The 18,368-nt window shown below is 43.0% G+C and carries 17 protein-coding genes; 8 read left to right on the top strand and 9 right to left on the bottom strand.

Annotation, left to right across the window (positions count from 1 at the left end; all coding sequences use genetic code 11):
• Positions 1 to 27 precede the first annotated feature (27 nt).
• From mqnC to lnt, 7 genes are read left to right on the top strand one after another with little or no spacing between them, the layout of a single operon-like run.
• Positions 28 to 1,113 (top strand): cyclic dehypoxanthinyl futalosine synthase, encoded by a 1,086-nt coding sequence (gene mqnC / locus CP948_RS04625; RefSeq protein WP_096601763.1) that lies wholly within the window; start codon positions 28 to 30, stop codon positions 1,111 to 1,113.
• On the top strand, positions 1,106 to 1,735 hold the full coding sequence (locus tag CP948_RS04620) for an alpha/beta fold hydrolase (protein ID WP_096601760.1): 630 nt from the start codon (positions 1,106 to 1,108) through the stop codon (positions 1,733 to 1,735). Before mqnC ends, CP948_RS04620 begins: the two co-directional genes overlap by 8 nt.
• Positions 1,698 to 2,357, top strand: a complete 660-nt coding sequence (locus CP948_RS04615) for a methyltransferase domain-containing protein (RefSeq protein WP_096601757.1) — start codon at positions 1,698 to 1,700, stop codon at positions 2,355 to 2,357. The genes CP948_RS04620 and CP948_RS04615 overlap by 38 nt, the downstream gene beginning before the upstream one ends.
• Positions 2,354 to 3,769 (top strand): Do family serine endopeptidase, encoded by a 1,416-nt coding sequence (locus CP948_RS04610; protein WP_245810086.1) that lies wholly within the window; start codon positions 2,354 to 2,356, stop codon positions 3,767 to 3,769. Before CP948_RS04615 ends, CP948_RS04610 begins: the two co-directional genes overlap by 4 nt.
• A gap of 4 nt (positions 3,770 to 3,773) precedes the next feature.
• Entirely contained in the window at positions 3,774 to 4,706 is a 933-nt protein-coding gene (locus CP948_RS04605) for a sigma-70 family RNA polymerase sigma factor (RefSeq protein WP_096601751.1), read from the top strand.
• Positions 4,706 to 5,572, top strand: coding sequence for a tRNA pseudouridine(55) synthase TruB (gene truB, locus CP948_RS04600; RefSeq protein ID WP_096601748.1), 867 nt, complete (start codon positions 4,706 to 4,708; stop codon positions 5,570 to 5,572). The genes CP948_RS04605 and truB overlap by 1 nt, the downstream gene beginning before the upstream one ends.
• The gene (gene lnt, locus CP948_RS04595) at positions 5,569 to 6,903 is read left to right on the top strand and encodes an apolipoprotein N-acyltransferase (RefSeq protein WP_096601745.1); all 1,335 of its coding nucleotides are present in this window, start codon (positions 5,569 to 5,571) and stop codon (positions 6,901 to 6,903) included. Before truB ends, lnt begins: the two co-directional genes overlap by 4 nt.
• Here the strand turns inward: lnt and CP948_RS04590 are convergent.
• Genes CP948_RS04590 through narG form a run of 4 tightly spaced genes read right to left on the bottom strand, consistent with a single transcriptional unit; the run spans position 6,900 to position 13,016 of the window.
• Positions 6,900 to 7,577, bottom strand: coding sequence for a TorD/DmsD family molecular chaperone (locus tag CP948_RS04590; protein ID WP_245810085.1), 678 nt, complete (start codon positions 7,575 to 7,577; stop codon positions 6,900 to 6,902). The genes lnt and CP948_RS04590 overlap by 4 nt on opposite strands.
• The gene (locus CP948_RS04585; RefSeq protein ID WP_096601739.1) at positions 7,574 to 8,416 is read right to left on the bottom strand and encodes an ethylbenzene dehydrogenase-related protein; all 843 of its coding nucleotides are present in this window, start codon (positions 8,414 to 8,416) and stop codon (positions 7,574 to 7,576) included. Before CP948_RS04585 ends, CP948_RS04590 begins: the two co-directional genes overlap by 4 nt.
• Before the next feature lie 13 nt (positions 8,417 to 8,429).
• Positions 8,430 to 9,539 carry a dissimilatory nitrate reductase subunit NarG gene (gene narH / locus CP948_RS04580; protein ID WP_096601736.1) on the bottom strand — a complete coding sequence of 370 codons (1,110 nt, stop codon included), beginning with the start codon at positions 9,537 to 9,539 and terminating at the stop codon, positions 8,430 to 8,432.
• Positions 9,540 to 9,551: 12 nt separating this feature from the next.
• Positions 9,552 to 13,016 (bottom strand): dissimilatory nitrate reductase subunit NarH, encoded by a 3,465-nt coding sequence (gene narG / locus CP948_RS04575; RefSeq protein ID WP_096601733.1) that lies wholly within the window; start codon positions 13,014 to 13,016, stop codon positions 9,552 to 9,554.
• A 189-nt stretch (positions 13,017 to 13,205) separates the two neighbouring features.
• Between narG and CP948_RS08855 the strand changes: the two genes are divergently transcribed.
• Positions 13,206 to 13,361: a hypothetical protein gene (locus CP948_RS08855; RefSeq protein ID WP_180764089.1), complete on the top strand. Its 156-nt coding sequence runs from the start codon at positions 13,206 to 13,208 to the stop codon at positions 13,359 to 13,361.
• A gap of 31 nt (positions 13,362 to 13,392) precedes the next feature.
• On the opposite strand, the gene CP948_RS04570 is transcribed toward CP948_RS08855, so the two are convergent.
• Genes CP948_RS04570 through ilvE form a run of 5 tightly spaced genes read right to left on the bottom strand, consistent with a single transcriptional unit; the run spans position 13,393 to position 18,327 of the window.
• Complete coding sequence (locus tag CP948_RS04570) at positions 13,393 to 15,267, bottom strand: helicase HerA domain-containing protein (RefSeq protein ID WP_096601730.1); 1,875 nt, start codon at positions 15,265 to 15,267, stop codon at positions 13,393 to 13,395.
• 4 nt (positions 15,268 to 15,271) lie between these two features.
• A complete protein-coding gene (locus CP948_RS04565; RefSeq protein WP_096601727.1) occupies positions 15,272 to 15,757 on the bottom strand; it encodes a GNAT family N-acetyltransferase in 486 nt (161 codons plus the stop codon).
• Positions 15,754 to 16,356 carry a LolA family protein gene (locus tag CP948_RS04560; RefSeq protein WP_096601724.1) on the bottom strand — a complete coding sequence of 201 codons (603 nt, stop codon included), beginning with the start codon at positions 16,354 to 16,356 and terminating at the stop codon, positions 15,754 to 15,756. The genes CP948_RS04565 and CP948_RS04560 overlap by 4 nt, the downstream gene beginning before the upstream one ends.
• Positions 16,353 to 17,420: a M28 family peptidase gene (locus CP948_RS04555; RefSeq protein ID WP_096601721.1), complete on the bottom strand. Its 1,068-nt coding sequence runs from the start codon at positions 17,418 to 17,420 to the stop codon at positions 16,353 to 16,355. The genes CP948_RS04560 and CP948_RS04555 overlap by 4 nt, the downstream gene beginning before the upstream one ends.
• Positions 17,410 to 18,327: a branched-chain-amino-acid transaminase gene (gene ilvE / locus CP948_RS04550; RefSeq protein WP_096601718.1), complete on the bottom strand. Its 918-nt coding sequence runs from the start codon at positions 18,325 to 18,327 to the stop codon at positions 17,410 to 17,412. Before ilvE ends, CP948_RS04555 begins: the two co-directional genes overlap by 11 nt.
• Positions 18,328 to 18,368 lie beyond the last annotated feature (41 nt).

Here is an 18,368-nt window from a genome sequence, read left to right as displayed (position 1 = left end):
TATATTATTTAAACGGAGGCTTTTGGAATGAGAACTAACAGCCTTGATTACATAAAGGAGAAAGCACTTGACAGAAGAAGGATAAGCCCTGACGAAGCCCTTTTGCTTATGGAGGGAGCGGACCTAACCCTTTTGGGTTTTTTGGCAAACGAGATCAGAAAAAACTTACATCCTGAGGATATAGTCACCTTCGTAATAGACAGGAATGTCAATTATACTAACATCTGTGTGGCAGGCTGTAAGTTCTGTGCCTTTCAGAGAAAGGTAGGCTCACCTGAGGGGTATGTGCTCAGCAAAGAAGAGATCCTTCGTAAGGTTCAAGAGCTTGTAGATTGGGGCGGTACAACCCTTCTAATGCAAGGAGGGTTAAACCCAGACCTCCCTTTAGAGTATTACGAAGACCTCATATCCTCTATAAAAGAGCGCTTCCCTCAAATTCAAGTGCACTCCTTCTCCGCACCAGAAATAGTTTATCTCTCTAAGTTAGAAGGTATAAGCATAAAACAAGTTCTTGAAAGGCTGAAAAATGCAGGACTTGACTCTTTACCCGGTGGTGGTGCGGAAGTGCTCTCTCAAGAAGTGAGAAGTTTTTTAAGTCCGGGAAAGTGTACAGTAGAGCAGTGGGAAGAAGTGCACAGAACCGCTCACGAGCTTGGCATGACTTCAACCGCTACCATGATGTTTGGACACATAGAAAAACCACACCACATAGTAGAACATCTTGAAAGAGTAAGGCGCTTGCAAGACGAGACGGGAGGCTTTACAGCCTTTATACCTTGGACTTTCAAGAAAGGAAACACTCAGCTTGACCACATAGAGGAAACCTCCACTGTGTATTACCTTAAAGTCCTTGCCCTTTCACGCATATATCTTGATAACTTCAAAAACATTCAGAGCTCTCATGTGACACAAACTATGCATGTGGGTATGGTGGGACTGCACTTTGGTGCAAACGACATGGGAAGTGTTATGATAGAGGAAAATGTCATATCTTCCACATCCTATAAGGTAAACATTCCAAAGGTGGAGGATATGGTTTCTGCCATAAGGTCTGCAGGTTTTGTTCCCGCACAGAGAGACACCTACTACAGAATAGTGAGGGTCTTTGAGTAAGCTTTTCTGCCTTCACGGTTGGGGGTTTTCTTCAAAGATCTTTAGAGGTCTTGGGTGCTTAAGCATAGACCTTCCCGCTCACGGAAGTTCAAAGCTCCTTTACAAAAACTTTAGGGATATGGCTAAAGACATAGGGCTGAGGATTCCCAACAAATCTGTGCTTCTTGGGTGGTCTATGGGTGGCAGTTTGGCTCTTTTGACAGCTTTTATGTTCCCGCAAAAGGTTCAAGGGCTCATTCTTATAGGCACAGCTCCCCATTTTAGATTGTGCTGGAGCGAGAAAAACATAAGGGCTTTTCTTTTAAGGCTAAGAAAAGAAGGAGAGAGTTTCTTAAGAGAATTTAGGAAGGTAGCCTACTCAGAAGAATTTGAAGACAAACTTGACTTTCAAGTGGCTTACAGAATGCTTGAGGACTATATAAACTTGGATTTGACTTACCTTCTGCCGTATATAAAACAAAAAACTGTGATAATTCATGGTGTTTGGGATAACATAGTCCCATTAAAAGCTGGGCTGAGCCTTTACAATCTTATTAAAAAGTCTAAATTTATTACCTTCCAAGGAGGACATTTTCCGAAAGGTTATGAGCATCTTATCCTTGAGGTTCTCAAGAGCTTTTGATACTTATGAGAGGTGGGCTTTGCCACAGAAAAAGAGTGCCGAGATACTTCTTAATATGAAAAGGGTTTGTGGGCCTGCCTTAGATGTGGGGTGTGGTACAGGCTTTGCCAGCAGAGGTTTGGAAAGGGTAGTAGGAGTTGACATATCAAAGGGTATGGCAAAGGTATACAAAGAGAGGTTTGGAAGGGTAGTTTTGGGAAATGCGGAGTATTTGCCTTTCAAAGACAAACAGTTTGATCTTGTGGTGAGCAACTTCTCCCTTCACTGGACGGACATAAAGAAAAGCCTTCCTGAGCTAATAAGAGTTTGTAAAAGACAACTACTTTTAGCTATCCCCATAGAGGGAAGTTTAAAAGAATTAGGTTTTCCCTTTCCACAGAAAGAGGAGGTTCTTGGTATCCTGATGGCGGGAGGTTGCAAAGTGTTGGATCACTTTACACAAGACATGGAAATTCCTTTCAAAGGTTGGGACTTGGTTAGGTTCTTCCACTACACGGGTAGCTCCTTTAACCCTTCAACAGGAGGTGTTATAATGTCAAAAAAGAGGATAGAGGATATGATATCTCGTATTGACATGCCCCTCTTCACTGTGTTATTCTTGTCCTGTGAGGTAAAAGCATGAGGAGGTTAAAAATGTTCTTCCTTTCATCCTTAGTTTTGCTTTCCTTCCTTATATTCACTGGCTGTAAAGCTCAAAAAGTACAGGAGGAAGTCCAGAGAGCTCCGTTAGTAAAGAGCGATGTGCTTGCCCAGTTTGAGAACGAGCTCACCCAAATAGTGGATAAGGTTTCACCTTCCGTGGTTACCATATTTGCCACTCAGGAAGTCCAGATGCAAAATCCTTTTGGTGAAGACTTTCCTTTCCCTTTTCCTATTCCTGTTCCACCGCAAGAAAGAAGATCCCTGGGTTCTGGCGTCATCATTGACTACAAAAACGGAAAGTTTTACATACTCACCAACAATCATGTGGTGCAAAACGCAAAGGCTATAAAGGTCAGGTTTGACGAGCACACAGAAAAGAAAGGCAGGATAGTAGGAACAGACCCCAAAACGGATATAGCGGTGGTAGAAGTTGATGCAAAGGATATAAAAGATCCAGAGCAGAGGGTGGCAAGATTAGGAGACTCTGACAAACTAAAAGTAGGACAGTTAGTTATAGCCATAGGCAACCCTTACGGACTTGAAAGAACTGTCACTATGGGTGTCATATCCGCGCTTAAAAGGTCTATAGGCGTCACTCAGTATGAGAGCTTCATACAGACGGACGCACCCATAAATCCGGGAAACTCGGGAGGACCTCTTGTGAACATAAGGGGTGAAGTTATAGGTATCAACACAGCGATAGTTGCAGAAGGGCAAGGGCTTGGTTTTGCCATTCCCATAAACTTAGCTAAATGGGTAGCGGATCAGCTCATAGCCAAAGGTAAGGTTATAAGAGGTTGGCTTGGTGTGGTTATACAGGAAGTCACACCAGATATGGCAGAAGCAGTTGGAGTAAAGGAAGGTGTTATCATAGCTCAAGTGATGCCATCAAGCCCTGCAGAAAAAGCAGGACTGAAGGTAGGAGATGTAGTGATAGCCATAGATGGGGAAAAGGTAAGCAGTGTGAGAGACCTTCAGCTCAGGGTTATGAGAACTCCACCCGGTAAAGAGATAACTCTGACAGTAATAAGGAACAGCAAAGAAGAAAACATAAAGGTAAAAGTGGAAGCTATGCCCGAAGAGACTAAAATTTCTCAGGCAGGACCATCCGCTCAAGATGTGGGACTTCTGCTCAGAGACCTTACACCCGATGAGGAGAGGCGCTTAGGCGTAAAAGGTGTGTATGTAAGCGGTGTAATGCCTGGAAGTCTTGCGTACCAAAGTGGTATAAGACCCGGAGATATTATAATGAGCGTTAACAACAGAGCGGTTGCCAACAGAGCGGAGTTCACTCAAGCCATAGAAAGTGCCAGAAAGGCAGGAAGGGACAAGGTACTGCTTCTCATAAGAAGAGGAGATACAAACCTTTATATTGTGCTTAGTTTGAGGTAGAACCATGATACCCGATACAGAGCAGGAGCTAATAAATCAGTACCTTAAGAAGGTAGCCAAAATACCCCTCCTGACGCCGGAGGAAGAGAAAGAGATTGCCAAGCGTGCTAAGGAAGGCGATCAGGAGGCTTTTAAAAAGCTCGTGGAGTCTAACCTCAGGTTCGTTATAAACATAGCAAAACAGTATTTGGGATATGGACTTCCCCTTTCTGAGCTCATAGCGGCAGGAAATCACGGTCTTATAGAAGCGGCAAAGAGGTTTGACCCAGACAGAGGTGTGAAGTTTATATCCTACGCGGTATGGTGGATAAGACAGGCTATTATGCAAGCGCTATCCCAACAAACTGGTGCTGTGAGAATACCCCTCAAGCAAGCTCATGTGATAAACAGGATAGGCAGTATATACAGCAAACTCTTTAGAGAGCTTGAGAGAGAGCCAACAGCAGAGGAGGTGGCGGAGGAATACTCAAGAGAGGTCATATCTAAGGAGCTTGAGAGAGAGTTGGGAAGAAAACCTACAAAAGAAGAGGTAGAAGAAAGACTCAAGAAAGAAGGTTTAAAAATAAGTCCTGAAGAGGTAGAAAAGTGTATGCAAGTGTGCAGGATACCTCTGTCTTTGGATGCGCCCGTAGGTGAAAACGAGGATACATTCTTTGTTGATTTTTTAAGCCAGCACGGAACCGCAGATGTAGAGGAAAGGATCATCACCGAAGTACTTGAGAAAGAAATAGAAGACATGTTAGACAGACTTCCAGAAAAAGAAAGGAGAGTTATAGAGCTACGGTTTGGACTAAGAGGCGAAGAGCCAAGAACCCTCAGGGAGATAGGGGACATACTCAACATATCAAGAGAAAGAGTCAGACAGTTAGAAACGAGGGCGCTTAGAAAACTTAGAAACATGGCTATAAAGAAACACCTGAAAGACTTCTTAAGCTAATGTTCCCTTCCGTGCTTTTGGTGGACAAACCCAAAGGCTTGACCTCCTTCCAAGTGGTAGAAGATGTAAAAAGAAGGTTCAAAGTCAAGGTGGGACACACAGGCACCCTTGACCCTATAGCTACAGGATTGCTCATCCTTCTTCTTGATACAGCAACAAGGTACGCTGAGTTCTTTACCAAACTTCCCAAGGAATACTTGGCTACAGCAAGGCTCGGAGAGATAAGAGATACATACGATGCGGAAGGCACAGTAGTAGAAAAAAGAGAAGTGGATATTACCTGTCAGGACATTCATAGCGTGCTCAAGAGCTTTATAGGAAGGATAAGCCAAGCACCACCGCCTTATTCTGCAAAAAGGGTAGAAGGCAGAAGAGCTTATGAGCTTGCAAGAAAAGGTTTATCTGTACCTTTAAAACCTGTGGAAGTGGAGATCTTTAATGCGCAAATGTTAGAATGCCAAATACCTCAGGTGAGGTTTCTATTTTGCGTATCTTCTGGAACTTACATAAGAAGCCTTGTACACGACATAGGACTAAGGCTCGGTTGTGGTGCCTATGTGGAAGACCTAAGAAGGACAAAGATAGGTCCCTTTGATGTAAGTAAAGCCATAAGTTATGAAAGACTTATGACACTCACAGATCTACAAGGAATAGCAATACCCATATGGTCTGCCCTTGATTTTATGCCTGCGGTTGAGCTTGACTTTAAGAATGCGGATAAAATAAGAAAAGGCATGTTCATAACATTACCCTCTTATACTAAGGAAAAGCTCTTTGTGAGACTCTACGAAGGTGATACTTTCATAGGGGTAGGCGTAGTGGAAAAAAACAGGTTAAGAGCTTACAGACTTCTTCCTCAAAAATGAGAGTGTTTATCCTTGCAATACTTAACGGAGTTTTGCTTTATCTTCCCTTTTCTCGCTACGAGCTTTGGTTTTTGATCTTCCCAGCACTTTTAATGCTTTTGGCAAACCCCAATCACAGACATTACTTTTTAGCAGGCTTTACCTTCTTCTTCATATCTTTAGAATGTGTCAACATAGCCAGCATACAGTATGGAGGTGTTAATCCCTTTTTGGCTTACGCTTTGTTTTCCATCTTTGCCCTTTTTCTCACCTTTTACCAAATGAACCTACCTCTAATGTTATGGAAAAAGCTAAGCCATAGCTTATGGACCTTACCCCTTTTTTATTCTCTCTTTGAGGTGATAAGGTCTTATCTGCCTTACGGTGGCTTTCCTTGGCTTGTATTAGGTGAAATATCCACTTACATCCCCATTGCAAAGTATTCACTGCGTTTTTTTACCGTTTACGGTGAGAGCCTCCTTATGTGGTATGTGGCTTACTTCCTCTTCAAAAGAAAAGTAGTACCACTACTTTTTTTGCTGATGCTCGTTTTTTTGACGGGTTTGTATGCTAAGCACACACTTTTGAAAGAACTTAGTTCCGCAGTTTCCATAAAAGTAGCTCTAGTACAAACAGCAATACCTCAGGAAGACAAGCTCACCGAAAAAGAGTTTAGAAAACACACAAAAGAGATACTTTCCTTGGTCAGGTCCGCTCTGAAAGAAAAGCCAGACCTTGTAGTGCTTCCAGAATCCGCCTTTCCTTTCTTTTTTTCCGATGAATTTGACAAAGACAGGAATGAGTTTTTTGAACTTAGCTTTCAAGCACCTCTGTTAGTAGGCCTCATAGACATAAGAGAAGGTCTAAAGCCTTATAATTCTGCCTATCTAATAAAGGACGGTCAATTAGTAGGCTACTATGACAAGATAAGGCTTCTTCCTATTGGTGAGTATGTGCCCTTTCCTTTTGCTTTCTTAAAGGATGTCTTTTCCGCAATAGCAGGTATAGACTACACACCCGGTAAAACTTGGAAACCTATAACTTACAGGAACATAAGACTGGCTACACCCATCTGCTTTGAAGTAGCTTACTGGGACTTGGTGAGAAAACTGTCAAAAGAGGCAAACCTTATAGTGGTTCTCACTAACGACGGGTGGTTTAACAACAGCGACTGCACGCACCAACACTTCACTTGGGCAAGAGTAAGAGCCTTAGAGAACGCCAAGTTCGTCCTTTGGGTGAATAACTCAGGAGACACAGCGGTAATAGATCCATCAGGGAAGGTGCTAAAAAAAATACCTTACATGAAAAGAGGTATTCTTGTGTATGATATAAAGCTAATGGATCCTTAAGTACCACACTTCCAGCTAACTCCTTCAAGAACCTCCTTTCTGTATTCTTTAAGGTCTACTATACCTTCTATTCCTTCCCTCTCCTTGTCCAGAAAACTTTTCAGAAGCTCTCCCAAATGTCTATAGTAGTTCTCTTCTGAGTGTTCCTTCAGAAGATCGGTGAATATCCTGTACCACCTCCCCAAATGATCCCTAAAGAAGGACCTAAAGGCGTTCTCATAAACCTCTTGAGCTTCAGCGTTTCCCTGTTGTTCAGCCCACATCTTACCTCTCAGCAGGAAAGCAGTAAACTCAAGCTCTGCAACTATGCTATCAGGTTCGTAAGGAGACTTTACCTCTAAACCGAAAGCTTTGTAAAAACCTTCTATGTCCGCAAGCTCCACCGCCTTTCTTCCCGCCTTTTCCAGTTCATAAGCGGTCTCATTGGCTGGTGCTTTGAGGGTTGTTGAAAAAAGAGCATTCCATTCACCTTGCAGATCAATAACCCTTTCTTTCGCTTCCGCGATAGCCTTTTTGAAAGGTTCAAGATCTACCTGCATCTGGAGTGTCTTAAAGGAAAGGGAGAGGTCGTGCAACCCCTCCTCAAGCTCCTCAAGGAGCTCCTTTTGTGGATAAAAAAAGGCTAAAGAAAGAAACTGATAAATGTAAGCTCTGTGCAATACACTCATTGTCATCTACCCTCTATCTTTAAAGGTATCCACGAATAGCTTAAAGACTTCCTTGCTCCCACTTCTCCGTTGGAACCGTCCCAGACTGCAAAGGTTATAAAGGTTTCTTTACCAGGTCCCCATTCTGGGTTGCTCGTGTTTTCCTCAATAAAGGCTCTTTTTATAACCACATACCACTTACCGTCCTTGTAAACACCCTTACCTTCTGCACCTTGAACATCCTTCCATGTTGAAGAGCCATAACCTTCCGCAACCACTTCTCTTACAGGTGTTTTCAGGGTGTTCTTCCTAAAGACCTTTTCCCCACCTATGTAGTTTAGTGCGTACTGATTAGCCCAGTCTTCCGGATATCTATAAGGAGGCATTGCATGAGGATACCAGTCGTAAGTAAAATTGGGATACACCTTTGGAACATCTGTATAACCGTGGTCTATGTTTTCCTGTCTTGCAGCAGTCCAGTGTAGTATGAGAACTCTTTGTCCTTTGTCGCCCATGGTCACAGGTGTGTCTGGGGAAGGCTTGTAAGGTATCTGCACCGCTACAGCGTCGGAAAACTTACCTACAAGATGGAAGCTATCCTTTGTCTTGTCTTCCCATACCAGCAAAAAGGCTATGTACTTGCCGTCGTTGACGCTTTTAACCGTTATCTTATTAACAGAAGGTTTTAACTCCATAGGTGTGGTAACCGCCTGACCAGAAAGAGATACTTCCACTGCGGGTGCGTTATCCCAAACTTTGCTGAAGGGATCTGTGGGTACTTCCTGAACTCTTTTTGAAAGAAGCTCTTGAGCTGAAGCAAAGCCAAGGAATGCAATACCAAAAAGAAGGATTTTTAATGTCCTCATGGTTAAACCTCCCTTAGGGTATGTCCTGTCTAACAACATCAAGCTTTTCATCTTTATGCGGTCTGTACTGAAGGGGCTCAACAAGAGGAACCCTTACTATTTCCTTTCCTTTCTCGTCGTAAGCTATTACCTCATTGGGTCCTACAGCAAAGGAATGAGGTATGTACGGTGTTGAACCAAAGAGGTGCAATACCGCCTGAAGCTCAGGCTCTTTTCCTTCTCTCATAGCCATATATGTCTTCACCGCATGCTCTGCTCCCTGTCCAAACATCTGCCTTAAGAACCTTAAGGGTACATTGATGGGAGGTATGTAGTAAACATTGGGCTCAAGTCCTGTCTGTGGGTAGAGGGGAAGAGCAACCTTCTTTATGTGCACGAGGAAATCTATGGGATTCTCCTGCCTTGCTCCTTCTGGTGGGTTTATAAAACCCATGAGCCTTATCTTACCTATACAGGTTATCACACACTGAGGCTGTAAGCCTTCCTCCACGCGAGGAAAACAACCTATGCACTTTTGGGAGATCCTCGCTACGAAGTTAAACATGGTCTTCTTGTAAGGGCATGCTTTAACACACTCCTGATAACCTTCGCACCTTTCGGCGTCAATAAGAACAATACCGTCCTCCTCCCTCTTGTATATGGCTTGTCTTGGGCATGCTGCAACACATGCTGGATAAGTACAGTGGTTGCAAATTCTCGGAAGGTAGAACATCCATATGGGGTGGGGGAAAGATTCTATGACAGTTCCTATATCTACAGGCTCGTTCACCTCGTCCTCTCCTATGTTCGGATACATCCAGTCAAGATCGTCAGGTTTCCAACCCAGTATCCTTTCCCCTTCCGGTGCGTCAAATACAGTCTTTTTATCCCCATCCAGAAGCTCAAGCAGTTTAACATCCCATCCAAGAGGATAAAAGCCCCAAGGCTTAGTTTCCACATTGTTCCACAGCATGTACTCCTGACCCCTGCCCGGAGTCCATGTGGTTTTGCACGCTATGGTGCATGTCTGACAGGCTATGCACTTGTTTAGGTCCATAACTACCGCAAACTGCCTTTTGGGTCTTTTCGGCTCGTAGGGATAGTTTATCTCCCTGCCAAGTTGCCAGTTAAAACCTTTAGCCATGACTAAACCTCCTCACTTTATGAAATCGCCTTTTACATACCTTCTAAGAGACTGACTGGCGTTCATAGGTCTAAAGCCAAGCTTTAGAGGTCTCCACGCACCCTTACCACCTATACCTCCGTCTTCGGCTTTGGTTATCTTACAAAAGCCTTCCCTTGGAGCTCCAATAAGACCGTGAACATCTAACTCAAAGCCCTTTCCTATTATCTGACCCATAAGGTTCTTCCTTATGAGGGTATCCGTTTGCAATGTAGCCTTGAACCAACCTCTCGTAACAGACTGATGGCTACCCTTTCTGTAAAGAGATTGGTAGCCAGTATCGGGATTTTTGGCAAGTCCATTAGGATTTTCTTTTGTACCTCTGACAGAACCGTGAGAAGAACCGTACATGTTAAACCATATCTTGGCGCATCCCGGCGGTGTGTTATTGGAAGCTCTGGCTCTCAAAAGCAGTCTTCCTACCTCGTAATCATCAGGCCTTTTCTGCCATCCCACAAAGGGTCTGTCCTGAGGGTCTGCATCCACCCACACATAATCACCGTCCTTTATACCCATCTTTTCAAGGTCTTTTGGGTTTATGTCTATATAAGCCTCTGAGACAAAGGGCATTCTTTTGTCGTGTCTGTATATATCTCCAAAAGGTCCAAAGAGAAGCACCGTTATATCCGTGTCTCCCGTTGTAGTATGAGCGGAGTGTCTGTACTTGGGAGTATGCACTATGTGCGTTGCACCAAAGGTAACCATTAGAGGATGTTTGGTACCAGGTAGCTTTTCAGGCTCTACCAGTACATTTCTGGCTTGCCTCCACTCGGTGTTAAGCAGAGCCTCTTTTGAGCTAACACCGTAATCTTCCGGTTTCTTAGGTCTTAGAAGGGGGTGGGGCCTTGCTACTATCACATTGGGTTCGTGGTGAGTGGAGTCCACAGGCTCTCTGTAAACAGGTAGGTTTTCTCCTGCGTCCATAAACTCGGGCTCTTCCCTATAGAATTCAAGCCTTCCGCTCTTGGTGTACCAAGGTTTGCTTTCTCTCGTTTGGTCTTCTCCCACATATTTGGGATAGCTTCTCGTCATTATGAGAGAAGGAATGCCTTCGTGAGCCTTTTTGGCTATATCTTCAAGCTTGTATCCTCTTAGATTGGAAGATGCGTTTATAACCCTCTGCACGTACACAATGTCCTGTTTGCCTTCCAAAACGAACTTCCAATAGTTTCTGAAGCGTTCGTCCCCCGTAAGTTCTGTAAGCCTATTAGCAACAAGGGCAAAAGCTTCAGCGTCATTTTTGGTGTCAAAGAACCTTCTGTGTCCAGTCTTGGGCCAGACATACACAAAAGGATTTGTTACAGAACCCGCTATGTCCCAGTACTTATTCTCGTTCCAAGCATCCACCCCAAGTACTATGTCTGAGTATTCGCAGGTGAGCGACCACCACCACTCATTGGTCACTATGCACTCTATTTTGGGCAGAGTGTTCATTATGATGTTGTACTTCCATTTTGCATTTCCAAGAATTGAGTTAGCATCAACAAACCATACAAACTTGGTTGGCGTGGGCATATGGGTCTTACCCGTTATGAGGTGGTCCCCCATGTATTGTGGGTGGTCATCGTGAGAGTAATAGTGTGCAGACTCAGGCTTCCAATAAAACCTCACCTTTGCAGGCTTTTCAGGATCAAGCTCTACATTGAAGGGGTCTTCTGCAAGGTATTGAGGTGCACCGTTAAAGAGAGCTAACCTAAAGTTTCCTGCGTAAGATCCTATGTTTCCAGTAGGGTGTCCTATGTTATCAGTCAGGGCACATATCATGTACATGGCTCTGTCTTTTAGATCCCCGTGCAAGTATTGATTCACACCCATTCCCTGAGCGAGTTTGAGGTTTCTCGGATGTGCTGCTATTTCTCTTGCAAGCTTCTCTATCTTCTTTGCAGGAACGCCTGTTATCAACTCAGCCTGTTTGGGTGTATAGTTCTTTCCAAAGAACTCAAGGTACACCTGAAATAGGGGCTTTACCTCTACCTCCTTACCATCAACAGTTTTTACCTTATAAGTGCCGTGCAGAGCGGGATCTATACCCAGCTTCCAGAAATCTTCTCCCACATCATCTCTTGTTATGACCTTTGGTGAGTTAGTCTTCGTGTCCCAAACGACAAAGTCATTCATGTCATCGTTTCTTATTGGCGCAGGTATATACTGTTTCTCCTGTTTGTAAAAGGGTGGTAGCGGATCCCCTGGCTTGAACACAACAGCCTTCTTGAGGGGCTTAGGTTGGTAGTTGGGTATTAAGTCTCTTGCTCTGAGGAGCTTACCATTGTCCATTCTCACAAGAAGAGGCATGTCGGTAAAGCTCTTGACATACCTATCCTGATAAAGCTTTTCCTTCATTATCACATAGGCTATGGAGAGAGCCAAAGCGGTATCGGTGCCAGTTCTTACTACTATCACTTCATCGGACGCTCTGGCTGTGGGTGAGTAGTCGTTGGATATGACTATAACCTTTGAACCTTTTATCCTAGCTTCCGTGAGCCAATGACAGTCGGGCATTTTTGTAGTAAAAGGGTTCATACCCCATAGGATTATGAGCCTGGAGTGTTCCCACATACATAGGTCAAATTCGGTGTTCTGCTGACCAGTGACCATGGGATGACCGGGTGCAAGGTCCGTATGAAAAGCGTAATTGTCCCAGCCTCTCCCTCCAATGGCTTTATCCGGTTCCACTCCCCTTATAAGACTATCTAAGATGGCAAGCATGTTAGCAAACCTATAGGGAGATGTGTACCTCACCACAGCTAAAAAGGGCATGGAACCTCTGAACTTGAGAGTCCTAGTTCCAGCCCCTTCCATAGCATCAAGCATGGGCTTAGGATAATGTCCCTGTGCCTCAAGCTTCTTTCTTCCTTCCTCACCACTGTAAGTTGAGGCTATGTTTATAATAGTTTTGGCTATTATGTCCGCAACCTCATCCCATGTGACCTTTATAAACTTATCCTTTCCTCTTTGGAAATACTTTTCTGGGGGTTTACCTGTTTTTGGGTCCCTTGGAAATCCTGCCTTGTACCACTCATAAAAACCCTTCCTAACCATAGGACCCTTGACCCTTCTATCTCCGTAAAACCTCCTCATTAGAGCAAGACCTTTGTTGCAACATCTGGGGTCCCAACGGTGAGAAGCTCTCAGTCCGTATATGTCTGTTGCCTCGCCAAACTTGTAAGAGGGCTCAATCCTTGTTATCACCCCATTTTTGACATGAGCAGTCAGCAGGCAGTTGTGAGTATCGTTTGGAGCGCATAAAAAGGTGAAGGTTGTCTCTGATTTAAAAATGTCTCTGTAAAACTTCTCCCAGTCCCTGTTGGGATAACTGCTCAGAGGATTCTCCACCTTTACCACAGGTTCCATAACCCTAAGAGCGAAAGATGGGCTCGCAATAGCGGTAAGGGAAAGACCACCCACCTTTAGAAGGTCTCGCCTCGTCATCTCTCTCATGTCTTGCCTCCTTTACTAAATACTCACTTACTGATTTAGATCACTTATAATGAATATAAACTTTTCTTATAATTTCGTCAAGAAGTAGGGAAAATGTTCCTCAAAACCGCCTACTGCGTTGCCTGTCAATGCCTCAAGCCTTTTAAACGAGCTCTAAACCCCTTAACAAGTGCCTTTTGAAGGGAGGAAATGTGGGTGCTTATACTTCAAAGATCAAGACTACTCTGTATAGACACTAACACACTTACAACACAGATAGACTGGTGCTACTATAGTGATAATCCAGGCAATCAGTGCGGACTTCCTTGGTTGCGCTCTTACCTCTTTAGTTTTTTGATGAACTAAATATTGGAGACAATCTCAAAAAGCCTTTAGGTTAAAGTTCTATACTTACAAGCATGCTAAAGGGGACTGCAATACCACTGAGGAAGAGCGTTCCGGGTCTTAAGGAGGGTAGGAGCCTGAGAAGTTCCATCTGTCCTTCTCCGAAAAATACAGAAACTGCATCGAGGTCGTTTTTGGTTATAAGTCTAAAAACTGCTTGAGTGTTCAGTTGAGAAAGTATGTACTTACTTATATTAGCTGGCCTCTGGGTTATAGCTATAAGGCCAACACCGAACTTCCTACCTTCTAAAGCTATCCTTTTTGCCATTAGGTAAGACAAGTTTTCTCTGCCAAAAGGTACATCTAAAGCACCCCTTTCTGGGGCAAAGTTGTGAGCTTCTTCAAGTATCACAAGTCTTTTTTTGCCATCAAGCCTTGAAAGTATAAAAACCTCCTTCATGAGTAATCCTACCATGTTTGTTCTGGCATCAAGGTTGAGTACATCTTTAAAGTCAAATACCACTATATCCTTGTTTGATCTTAGCCCCTCAAGAAGCATAAAGTAAACATCTTTCTGATTTTTTACAGAGGCAGGACCAAAATCCCGCATAAGGGCGTTTAGAAAGTCCTTTACATGGCTCTTTAAAGAGGTAGGAGCTGATGAAATAAGAAGTTCCTCTAAGTTCATCTCTTTGTAGCAAATAAGCTCAAGGTCTGGTTTAAGATACTTTCTGAGGTTCGTGAAGAATGCTTTTTCTTCTGTTGTTCTTTCTTCTATGCCTATACCGTAGGCCCTAAGGATGTCTTTTAGGTCTTCTGCTTGAATGGGAAAAAGGGTATAAGGTATCTTTACATACTCTATGCGTTCTTTGTTCACTTTTAGTTTCTCGTAATACTCTCCGAAAACATCGATAACGAAAAACTGAATTCCTTCGCTCTGTGCGTGCTCTATGAGTCTTCTGATAAATGTGGTTTTACCCGCTCCAGTGGTGCCTATTACTGCCATGTGCATACTGGACACCTTCGTTATATCCACATAAACATCAACATCCGTGTTGAGTATTTTTCCTACAAAAGCCTTTTTTTCCATAGGGTATCCAGAAAGGTTCATGCTCATGATCTTTTGCATGTCCTGATCATCACCTTTTACTCTCAGAAGTTGTGTTCCCACTTTCAAAGGTTTTAAAGGTACGCCAAAATAACTCTCTTTCTCCTCTTCTTTTACCTTCCTATACTCGCACATGATCCTTACTTCACCTATTTTTAGGTTTCCTGTTTCGTTAGCACAAGCTTTCAGAAAAGCTATAAGCCAGTCTTTATCTGCAGTCTTTCCCCAAAGAATACTTTCTTCTAAGCCTTGGGTCTTTACTGCGATGAGCTTACAGAGTAAGATTCCCCTTTCTGTTGGTGTTTTGAGAAAGCACTGTTCTGGAAGGTCCTCAAGGAGTAAGACGTGAGAGGATAGGGAGTTTTCAGAGGAGAGGACCAATGCGACTGTATCTTGCTGTATCTCTTCAGATTCATCCTTTAGCGCTTGGTAAAGAAGAAGAAGTTCCTTGAGTTTAATAGGGTCTGTGATCTCAACAACTGCCTCAAAATTACCTTGCTGTGTTCCTGCATAAGTGAGGTTAGCAGAACCTACAAAAGCCCTACTGTCATCAATTATAAGGAACTTAGCGTGAAGCCTTGGGTTTAGGTATATTTTCCCCTTTACGCTTCTGACTGCCTTAAAAACCCTAAAGTCAGTAATGTCCATATCTTTCCTTTCTCCAGCCCTAAGGAAGACCTCTACCTTCACATCTTCTCTGATATCTTGGAGAAGACTTTCAAGGATGTCCCCCTTTATCCAAGCAGACACTATCTTTATACTTTCCTGAGCCGATCGGAGTGCATTTTTTAGCTCTTCTATAAGCTCCCCACCTGCCATAGCTTTAATTATCTATCTTTTTAACCATCCTTATCCAGTAATTGAACCTGTCTTTGCTTTCAAAACCAAGAGATCTGTAAAAATTTATAGCAGGATAATTTTCTTCCCCCACCCACAGCTCAGCGGTGTCAAGACCTCTGCTTTTGAAGTACTCTAGTGCTTTCTCTACAAGAGCCTTACCTACACCCTTGTTCCTGTAATCTGGAAGTACGACAATCTCATGAATGGCACCCACTACTTTGCCCTCCCTTTTGCTAAACCAGTTTCCATCACTGGCTACAAAACCAACGATCCTGCCGTTATGCTTTGCTACAAATATACCTGCTACATCCCTTCTAAAAAGCCAGTTCAAATAAGCCAGTACATCATCCATGTGTGTGTAAGAATATTCTTCAAGCCCTTTGTAGCCTTCTAGATATATCCGTGCAAGCTCTTGCATATCTTTTTCTGAAGCCTTTTCTATGGAAAAATCTATTGCTTGTTTCTTCATAACTTCTTAACCTTTACACCCTGTGGTAGTTTGATCTTAAATAGGTCCTCTGAAGGCGAAAAATTATTGCTCACACTCAAAAATTCCACAGTGGTGGTTGTTCCTTCCTTGTCTTCAATCTTTATGGACTTTATGTTGTTTTCTTCATCAAGCTCTACATAAACCCTGTGAAACTCCTCATCTCTAAGTTTAGGCTTTAGTACCAAAGTAGTGTTTCTACCGTTTTTTATCTCTCCTATTGATTCAAAAACCTCGCTTAAGGGCTTAGACAAAAGGAAGAGGGCTTCTATTACTGCAGACCTGTTATTTTCCACCCTATCTATAATGGCGCTTTTTTCCTGTGGATAGTAGATAAGTATGTTCCTACCATCGGATACTATAAGCATGCGCTCAGGTTGTTCATACTCTATTCTGAACTTTCCTCCTCTCTGGGCGTAGAAAAAGCCTTTAGATATGTCTGGTTTAGGATACCAAGAGTAAGATACCTTCTGCACAAAGGATACCCTGATAGTTTTTGTCTCTTCAAGCTTTTTCTCCAAAAGATGCAAAGTTTGTGCGAAAGACAAGAGGGGAAGGAACAACAGTAAAAGGTATCTCATAGTCTGTGAAACCTCCTTAAAAAGGATAAGATAAGCTCGTACCATACAATGACCATATCCCAGTTTATAGCTTCTGTGTTGTCATGGAGGGTGTGATTTATGGTAAAAGGTTCAGAACTCAAAAAAAGAGTCTGCACCCCTTTCCTTTTGAAAGGTATATGATCACTTTTTGCCGAGCTTTTACTAACAAAAGGTATGTCCATTCTCATGTCCTGAAGATGCTTAAAAAACATCTCCATGATGCGCTCACCATTGTATCCTTCTGCGTCTTTGTATATAACTGCAGGATTGCGCCAACCTATGGTATCTAAGTTTATACAGTAGTAAGCGTACTTTATACCCTTGCTAACATGGAAATTAGAACCTTCAAGTCCCAGCTCTTTTGCGTCAGTAAGGAGAAACCTTATCCTGTAAGGTAGATAGAAGTTTTTCTTTAGCTCATCTGCTAAAAAAAGAAGCAGTAAGAAGCCTACCCCATCTGTTGAACCAAACACTTCTGGCGCGGTGTCCACATGTGCCACTAAGTAGATAGTAGGTCCTCTTCCCAAGTCAAAAACTATGTTGCTACAGAGAACCTTCTCTTTCTTAGTTTTTATCGTAAGCTTCACATAGGCGTCTTCTATGTGCTGAACATCCTCAAGCTTTATATTTACAAAAGGGATTCCTTCCCCATTTACACTACCGTAATAGTAAGTGTTGACCTTATCTAGATATGTGATACAAGCCTTTGCCTTCTTTACATGATCGCGTTTTTCCTCTGATACTCTAAGAAGAGCAATATCTCCTTCTATGGGCTCTCTTTTTACATAACCTTCATAAACTCCGCTGGGACTTCCTGCATAAGGGACTCCCAAAACTACTGTGTTGCCTACCTCTATACTTGCTTCTATTGGCATGAGCCTCTCTACATAAAAGAACTCCTCAGAATAACTTATGCCTCTATGTTTTAGCCACTTTTTTATAATTCTCTTAGCTGTAGCGTTTCCTTCACTTCCAGATAGTCTGTTTACTCTTAAAACCTCGTCTGCTAAACGCTTTAGTTCATCAAGAGTTTCACTTCTCATAAACGGGAGTAAGCCAGACCTTATACCTTTCTATGTTTCCCCTGACCGCATTGAAGTAAAGCTCTTGGAGTTCTCTTGTTATAGTTCCCACCTCTCCGCTTCCTACTTTCCTGTTGTCCACCTCTATTATGGGTGTCACTTCCGCAGCAGTACCAGTCATAAAAAGCTCGTCAGCAATATACAGTTCGCTCCTGGCAACAGGTCTTTCTTCCACCTCTACTAAAAGCTCCTTTTTGAGAAGTTTTATGACCGCACTTCTTGTAATACCCTCAAGTATGTGTTCTGAGTATGATGGAGTTATTGCCTTTGCACCCCTTATGAGGAATATGTTTTCCCCAGAGCCTTCCGCAATAAATCCGTGTTGGTTGAGCATTATAGCTTCGTCGTATCCACCAAGAAGAGCCTCAGTTTTTGCCAGAGCGCTGTTTACATACGCACCCGCTACCTTCCACCTTGAAGGTATGGAGTTATCGTCGTTCCTCCTCCAAGAAGAAACTTTTACCCTTATACCCTTTGAGGTGTCCAAGTACCTACCAAAGTTATAGGTGTATATGGCAACATCAGGCGTAAAGCCAATGAGCTTTGGGGTGAGCGCAAGGTCCTTAAAGTAAGCTATAGGTCTTATGTAAACATCCCATCTTATCTCGCTTTTTCTGAGAATTTCTTTAGTGATCTCTACAAGCTCATCTGCGGTGTAAGGAAGGTTCATGAACATAGCTCTTGCATTTTTCAAGAGTCTTTCGTAATGCTCACGGGCGAAAAGTATGTATAACTGCTGTTCTTTTTCATTCCAGTATGCTCTTATACCCTCAAACACTGCGGTTCCGTAATGAAAGGAGTTGGTCTTTATGTTTATGTTTGCGTTTTCTACGGGGACTATCTTACCTTCAAAGAAGGCGTATTCCATGATGTCTTATTATAGCACAAGCGTTGTATAATTATTTCACT

This window comes from Hydrogenobacter hydrogenophilus (assembly GCF_900215655.1).
Classification (GTDB): Bacteria; Aquificota; Aquificia; order Aquificales; family Aquificaceae; genus Hydrogenobacter; species Hydrogenobacter hydrogenophilus.
Note: the sequence above shows the minus strand (reverse complement) of the source record. Positions and strands in the feature narration are given on the sequence as shown.

Coding starts and splice junctions, on each gene's coding strand:
- mqnC (WP_096601763.1), top strand. CDS start 28: ATGAGAACTAACAGCCTTGATTACATAAAGGAGAAAGCACTTGACAGA.
- CP948_RS04615 (WP_096601757.1), top strand. CDS start 1,698: ATGAGCATCTTATCCTTGAGGTTCTCAAGAGCTTTTGATACTTATGAG.
- CP948_RS04610 (WP_245810086.1), top strand. CDS start 2,354: ATGAGGAGGTTAAAAATGTTCTTCCTTTCATCCTTAGTTTTGCTTTCC.
- CP948_RS04605 (WP_096601751.1), top strand. CDS start 3,774: ATGATACCCGATACAGAGCAGGAGCTAATAAATCAGTACCTTAAGAAG.
- truB (WP_096601748.1), top strand. CDS start 4,706: ATGTTCCCTTCCGTGCTTTTGGTGGACAAACCCAAAGGCTTGACCTCC.
- lnt (WP_096601745.1), top strand. CDS start 5,569: ATGAGAGTGTTTATCCTTGCAATACTTAACGGAGTTTTGCTTTATCTT.
- CP948_RS04590 (WP_245810085.1), bottom strand. CDS start 7,577: ATGACAATGAGTGTATTGCACAGAGCTTACATTTATCAGTTTCTTTCT.
- CP948_RS04585 (WP_096601739.1), bottom strand. CDS start 8,416: ATGAGGACATTAAAAATCCTTCTTTTTGGTATTGCATTCCTTGGCTTT.
- narH (WP_096601736.1), bottom strand. CDS start 9,539: ATGGCTAAAGGTTTTAACTGGCAACTTGGCAGGGAGATAAACTATCCC.
- narG (WP_096601733.1), bottom strand. CDS start 13,016: ATGAGAGAGATGACGAGGCGAGACCTTCTAAAGGTGGGTGGTCTTTCC.
- CP948_RS08855 (WP_180764089.1), top strand. CDS start 13,206: ATGTGGGTGCTTATACTTCAAAGATCAAGACTACTCTGTATAGACACT.
- CP948_RS04570 (WP_096601730.1), bottom strand. CDS start 15,267: ATGGCAGGTGGGGAGCTTATAGAAGAGCTAAAAAATGCACTCCGATCG.
- CP948_RS04565 (WP_096601727.1), bottom strand. CDS start 15,757: ATGAAGAAACAAGCAATAGATTTTTCCATAGAAAAGGCTTCAGAAAAA.
- CP948_RS04560 (WP_096601724.1), bottom strand. CDS start 16,356: ATGAGATACCTTTTACTGTTGTTCCTTCCCCTCTTGTCTTTCGCACAA.
- CP948_RS04555 (WP_096601721.1), bottom strand. CDS start 17,420: ATGAGAAGTGAAACTCTTGATGAACTAAAGCGTTTAGCAGACGAGGTT.
- ilvE (WP_096601718.1), bottom strand. CDS start 18,327: ATGGAATACGCCTTCTTTGAAGGTAAGATAGTCCCCGTAGAAAACGCA.